This is a genomic window from Acinetobacter sp. YH01019 (assembly GCF_013420285.1).
GTDB lineage: Bacteria > Pseudomonadota > Gammaproteobacteria > Pseudomonadales > Moraxellaceae > Acinetobacter > Acinetobacter gandensis.
The window spans coordinates 21,642-27,893 of the sequence record NZ_VOYM01000036.1; the positions used below are offsets into that span (position 1 = coordinate 21,642).

General features: G+C 34.7%; 3 protein-coding genes and 1 pseudogene. All 4 read right to left on the bottom strand.

What is annotated here, in order from left to right:
* Positions 1-335: 335 nt before the first annotated feature.
* A complete protein-coding gene (locus tag FTT84_RS09890) occupies positions 336-773 on the bottom strand; it encodes a hypothetical protein (RefSeq protein WP_100355857.1) in 438 nt (145 codons plus the stop codon).
* Positions 773-1,387 carry an AAA family ATPase gene (locus FTT84_RS09895; protein WP_100355858.1) on the bottom strand — a complete coding sequence of 205 codons (615 nt, stop codon included), beginning with the start codon at positions 1,385-1,387 and terminating at the stop codon, positions 773-775. The genes FTT84_RS09890 and FTT84_RS09895 overlap by 1 nt, the downstream gene beginning before the upstream one ends.
* 865 nt (positions 1,388-2,252) lie before the next feature.
* Positions 2,253-4,142 carry a DEAD/DEAH box helicase family protein gene (locus FTT84_RS09900; RefSeq protein WP_100355859.1) on the bottom strand — a complete coding sequence of 630 codons (1,890 nt, stop codon included), beginning with the start codon at positions 4,140-4,142 and terminating at the stop codon, positions 2,253-2,255.
* Positions 4,143-5,056: 914 nt separating this feature from the next.
* Positions 5,057-5,809 (bottom strand): annotated as a pseudogene (locus FTT84_RS18065) (IS3 family transposase); the annotation flags it as partial.
* Positions 5,810-6,252: the final 443 nt, after the last annotated feature.

Genomic DNA, 6,252 nt, shown 5'->3' on the forward strand with positions numbered 1-6,252 from the left:
TTGTGAAAAGTACTCATGCTGACCTAGCCAAACTGTAAAACTCATGTATTCATAGCCTTTAAATGAATCTTTCAATCGGTATATTTAAGGTAAAAACTAGTAATCAGAAGTTATTATCACCCCCATATAAAACAAGGATCAACTTAAAAACAATAACTTAGTAAATTATTCTTCCATTTTTTTTATATTTAGTGTTATTACGAAACTACAGCTAGTTTGTGTTAGCTATTTTGTACACTAATCAAATAATTTTCAGTGGCAGAACACACCAAAGAAATTAGAAAATATTATATGAATTAATATATTGTTAGATAAAGTTAGGAGATGGACTTTTATTATTTATTTTTCTTACGTTCAGCCTTGCGCTGTTCACTCAATTTTTGATGCTCCTCTTCACTCAATTTAACCTTAGTTTGGTTAAATGGTTTACCCAGTGTTAAGTTATATTTTTCAGCACCTAAAACACGTTTTGCTTCTTTCAGAATTACATCACGAATAAAATCATTCAAAGACTCACCAACGAATCCGGCTGCTTCTTTTAGAACTTTCTCTTCCTCATAATACAAAGGTACAGATGCTAAACGTCCGTGCTCTTTACGAAAGCGTTTCTTCACATCTTGGGTGTGTGGAGTGAGAATAATCTTGTACATTAAATTACGTGTGTATTCGACTTCTTGACCATTAGCATCATCTACAGTCGCTTCAGGATTCTCTAAAATTTCCTCAAGATCATCACCAAAACCTAAAGATGGTTTACTCTTATTTTTAACCATTATAGGATCTCCACCAAGAAATCATTAAATTCATCTCTAGCCTTAGAGCTACCCATTTCCATTACAGACAAGCCTTGAATCGTTGCATCACGGAATTGTTTACGATCACGGATAATGGTGTTTAATAACTTGAATTTAGGAAGTGTTCCTAGCAGTTCGATTGAATCTGCAACTTCAGTAGATCTTGTATTTGATGGAGCTTTATTAACAACCAGATATGGTTGAAGCTTTTCATTGACCTTGTGATAGGTATTAAATAATTTCAATACAAATGGAAGGACTTCAACATCGGCTTGGCTTGGTTGTGTTGGAACAATTAACTTATCACTGACTTGAAGAGCAGATCTAAATTCTTCACTGTCACGCCCAGCTACGTCTAATAAAACATAGTCATATTTCTTTTGAAGATCTAAAAGGATCTTCTTTAAATCACCAGTATGGTATTCAGTATAAACAGGATTTTGAGTTCTACGCTTAGACCATTTAAGAGCTGACTGTTGATCATCAGCATCAACTAGGACTATAGACCCCTTCTTACTCAAGGCTACAGCAAGGTTTGTAGCCAGTGTTGTCTTACCTACTCCACCTTTACGATTGGCAATGGTAATTATCATTTCTTCTTCTACCTAAATAGATGTAACAATAGCTCTATTGTATAAAGGATTAATATAAGTCTACAAGAATAATATTTGTTTATTTTGTAACAGGTTATAGATGTGATGTGCCGCATTAAACTGGGGGTGATACAGATTCTAAAGCACTAAACTATACGGGTTGATATCTTTTTATATATCTGGTTTTAATATTAATTTATGGTACGTTTCAAACTGTAAGCATCCGGTGAACCACCGCTTTTTCTAGCTATTCAATACCGTCCATAGTTTCCATTATTAAAAGTGCTGCATTTGCCCCCAGTAAAAGAAGAACTGAACCGCCGCCAGCAATCAAGAGACTGTTGCTCACATTAGGATTCTACTGCAGCAGATGCTCTAGATAGCTTAGTCTTTTGAATATCAAATATTACTCTAGTATAATTAAATGATCTGTATTGATGAAATCAAGCGTTCTCCAGCCCATGGACATGCATGCGGATATGGATACTGCAATGGCATAGGTGATGAGAGCCTTTGGCTACATCAAACCACATTGCGCTTATCTATTCTGTAATAAGCATGGCCATCGCATGAAAGTCCTGGTGGTCTGGCTTTGTGCCAGACGATTGGAATAGGACAAGTTCCATTGAGCTTTATCCACCAGAGTGAAACTGTAGCACTCAGCCTAGAAAATTACAGGGCTGATCCAGGGTAAACCCTGACAGCGTATTGGACTGCAGCAGGTGATGAATATGCTTTCTATAGAGGAAATCTTAACAATGTCATGACTTAATTGAACTAAATCTACAATCTCTTGGATGTTCATTTAATAGCTGTATTGTTAGAGGTATTAAATGATGTAAAAACTTGTATTTAGTTATTCTAATTACAACATTTTAACTATTTTAAAAGCAGGCTTTGTATTTAATCTAGTATCTTTAACTTTATACCATTTTTCAATATCAGTAGCTTTTGCTTTGTCAGGTATATTAAGTTCATTATAAACATCTTGAATACGAACTTTTATATCTGAACGAAGAATAACTTCATCCTTTTTCAAATTAAGTAAAGTCGGAATTTCAGTTGCATTATCCTTCTGTGCATCTTGAATCTTTAATGCTCTTTCAATTGGTAACTTTCTATATTCAAATTTTCTAATCGTGTCGTGCGTCAAAACATCATAAGCAGTTTTGAAATAGTCATCCTTTGCATCAACCAATTTATAAATTTTAGAATTATCTGCATCTCTTGCTTCACAATATTCTTTCATCGTTTCATAAAAGCACTGGCTATGACCTGATAAAAATTTAGCTACACCTTCAGGTTTATGAGCGAATGCTTTATGTTTTGTTTCATCAGTCAGTAAAGCTCTAAATGAGGCAGAATATCCATCTTCATTAACTTCAGCACCTGCAACAACACGTACCACATAAGTTGCTTCTAGTGCTTCGTATGCCTGTAATTCAGCTTTCAATGCAACGTCTGAAACATACAGTTCACCTTTTTCATCTTTGAATGTGTACTTGTCATCTTCAGCAGCTTTTCTTAATTGTTCACGTCCTGCATCTGACATTTTACCTTCTTTGATATCATTCAAAACGTCTTCGCTGTCTTGGATACGTTTCTGAACTTCCTGCATCCATTCTTCTTTTGTACAACTTGCAGCTTCAGGTAGATTTCCAACTAATAGATTAATGTGTTCATTATATTTTGTGTTTCGAATACGACCACAAATTTGAGGTACAAGTACATGGAAATCTACTTTTGTAGCATCACGGAGTCCATTAATGATGATGTAGGTTTGTCCTTCTTCATCGAAGATGTCTGCACCTTCAAAAGCAGTTGAAGTATACAGATTGATCTTTGCAGGGGCTGAAGTGATGTCACTGATCTTTGCCCATTTCAAGCCAAGCTTACTATTAAATGTTTTTTGGTTTGAATTTGATTTTGAACATACAACTCTAATATCGTCAGGATTAAACAGATTCTTACCTGTTTCCTTATCAACTAAGGCTTTCAACTTACTTAGGATAGATGCAATTTCTGTCACTGAGTTATAGAAGATATGAGCATTGCCTTCAATTGTTCCCATCAAATAATCATAGCACAATCCAAACAAAGCATTGTTTACACCTACGCCATGTTCAATTTTTTGAAGGTTAAATTTAACCGGTCTAACATCACCCCACTCGATTGTACATAGTGGTAAATGTTCGAGTGCTGAAGGAAAATATTCACGTTTTGTTGGTGTCGCTGTTAAGAAAACGTACGAACCAAACTTGTTATAGTTTTGAAGTACATATTCACAAGTAGCTGCTTTGAAACTACCTAAATTCACAAGTGTATGTGCTTCATCAATCAGTAATTTAAATGCTTTTGGATTGAAGCCTGGTGTTGTTAGGAGTTTTGGTAATGAGTCAAAAGTACAAACAATTTTTCTAGAACTTGAAGTGTCTTTTAAATATTCTGTTATTTCTTCTCTCTCGGTATCACCATACACGCCAATTAAATCAACAATTCCTTGGTTGTCTGCTAATTTGGATTTAAGTAGGTTAATGTAAGGAACGAGAACTACATAATTTTTTGCATTACGGATAACTAATGTTGTACCACCACAACCTGTAATTTGTTTATTTACATAACAGTTGTCTGGAAAATCCTTAATTAGATTTGAAAGTTTTTCGGAGCTATCACTAGCTATAATTGTTATTGTATTTGCTTGAGCATCTTGCTCTATTTTTACTGCATTATTTATTACTAAATCTTGTAAATTCATTTATCGGATTACCTAAATAGGTCTTAATTTTTAGTGTCATTTATATGTTGTCAGGATATGAAGTAGTGAGGGATAATCCTCTATCCTATGTGATTAACAGTATCAAAATTATAAATCAATGTCAACACTTTATTTCACACAAGTCCATTGTTTACTCTTTTTAAGTATTTGATTGATAATATTTCAATATAAAAAAGTGTAAAATCAAACTATACACTTTTTTAAGCATACCCCCCTTATCTAAGATAGAAAAGTGTAAGGGTTTCTCTTGGACATAGCATTTTGTCTTGAGATCAACTAACGCACTCTGTTACTCTCATTCTATAGTAAACTGGTTCAGTCGTTTGTTTGCTCAAACTATTACTCGGTATATCAAAATGCTAGCGCATTTAGCTATACGCTCGCAAAGTTTCGAGCTAATAAGATTTGATTGATTAGATAATTATTTTACACTTTTTTTAGAAATGAAAATTAAATATACATTTACTATAAAAACAATTGTTTACAAGAAATACTTTACACTTTTTTTCCCACAGCCCTTTATATTATACAATAAATTGTGTAAGAGCTTAGGCAGTTATCAACAGTTATAAATTCAAAGAGTTCTTTTAAAATAGTAAAACATAGTCCTAAGACAAAAGCTTGTCTTGAGTTAGATATAAATATAATAGTAATCAATTAGTTAAAAATTTTTATCTTAAAAGAAGAATTATAAAAATTAATTAACATTCCTTCTAAAGCTCTGACGAGCCTTAGAACTCATTAACCATCTATAAAACTCTACCCTTTCTCATTTATATTCATGTTCTAAGGAACATAAAAAATCATTTATTAATTTTGTAGAAATAGAGGTAACAGTTTAAAAACATGTCTTTATTCTATTGGACTGAATAGCCACCAAAATTCTAGACACATATATCCATCTTGATCCTCTCTCGCTTTAACAACTGAAAGAAACTCTCGGTAACAGCATTATAATGGCAGTTTCCACGCCGACTCATACTGCTTTCAAGATTATGATGCTTGAGAAATGTCTGCCACCCATGGCTGGTGTATTGACTGCCTTGGTCAGAATGAATCAGGACTTTGTTCTTTGGGTTTCTTCGCCACAAAGCCATCAATAATGCATTTAAAAGCAGGTCTGTGGTGATTCTGGATTTCATCGACCAGCCAACCACAAGACGCGAAAATAAATCAATCACCACCGCAAGATATAACCAGCCTTCATGCGTACGGATATAAGTGATTTCAGTCACCCACAGTTGGTTGGGATGAATTGGATAAATTGTCGGTCTAAAGTGTTTGCAGCAACGACAGCGGTATTACCAGCATGAGATCTAGGTTTACGATAACCCCGCTATGATTTAAGACAATTAGCTTTCATCAACCGATAGACCTGATTGATCCCGTAACTCTCACCAACATCTTTCAAATCACAGTGAATCTTGCGATAGCCAGATTCTAGCCAGAATTACCCAAAGAGTTGTTGCCGTTTCTTGGCAGTTTTACTGGTTGGTTGCTTTAACCTTTAACCATGCGTAATAATCACTGTGATGAACATCCAGAGTTGAACATAAACAACGGATCGGCTATATTTGCTGATTGTCCTGAATAAAGGCGTACCTCATTTGGACTGGCTTGCGAAGTACACCGCGGCCTTTTTTAATATGTCCCTTCCAATACGGCTATTGATACAGCTATTAAAACAGCAAAAACAAACGATAAAATATAAGCAATCACCTACTCAAAAAGCTCAACAACCAAAAGCCGTGAGCCAATTTGATTGCATGCCTTTATAGACCCTACCTCGTCTATCAACATCTAGGACCAGAACAACAACTTTATTCTCCATGACTTGATATACCAATCCAAATTGATCAGTAATGTCCTGGAAGCAGCACAGATCCTTCCAAGCATCTCTTTCAATACAGCTATTGATACAGTTATCGAAACAACAAAACAAACGATAAAATATAAGCAATTACCTACTCAAAAAGCTCAACAACCAAAAGCCGTGAGCCAATTTGATTGCATGCCTTTATAGACCCTACCTCGTCTATCAACATCTAGGACCAGAACAACAACTTTATTCTCCATGACTTGATATACC

Coding starts and splice junctions, on each gene's coding strand:
- FTT84_RS09890 (WP_100355857.1), bottom strand. CDS start 773: ATGGTTAAAAATAAGAGTAAACCATCTTTAGGTTTTGGTGATGATCTT.
- FTT84_RS09900 (WP_100355859.1), bottom strand. CDS start 4,142: ATGAATTTACAAGATTTAGTAATAAATAATGCAGTAAAAATAGAGCAA.
- FTT84_RS09895 (WP_100355858.1), bottom strand. CDS start 1,387: ATGATAATTACCATTGCCAATCGTAAAGGTGGAGTAGGTAAGACAACA.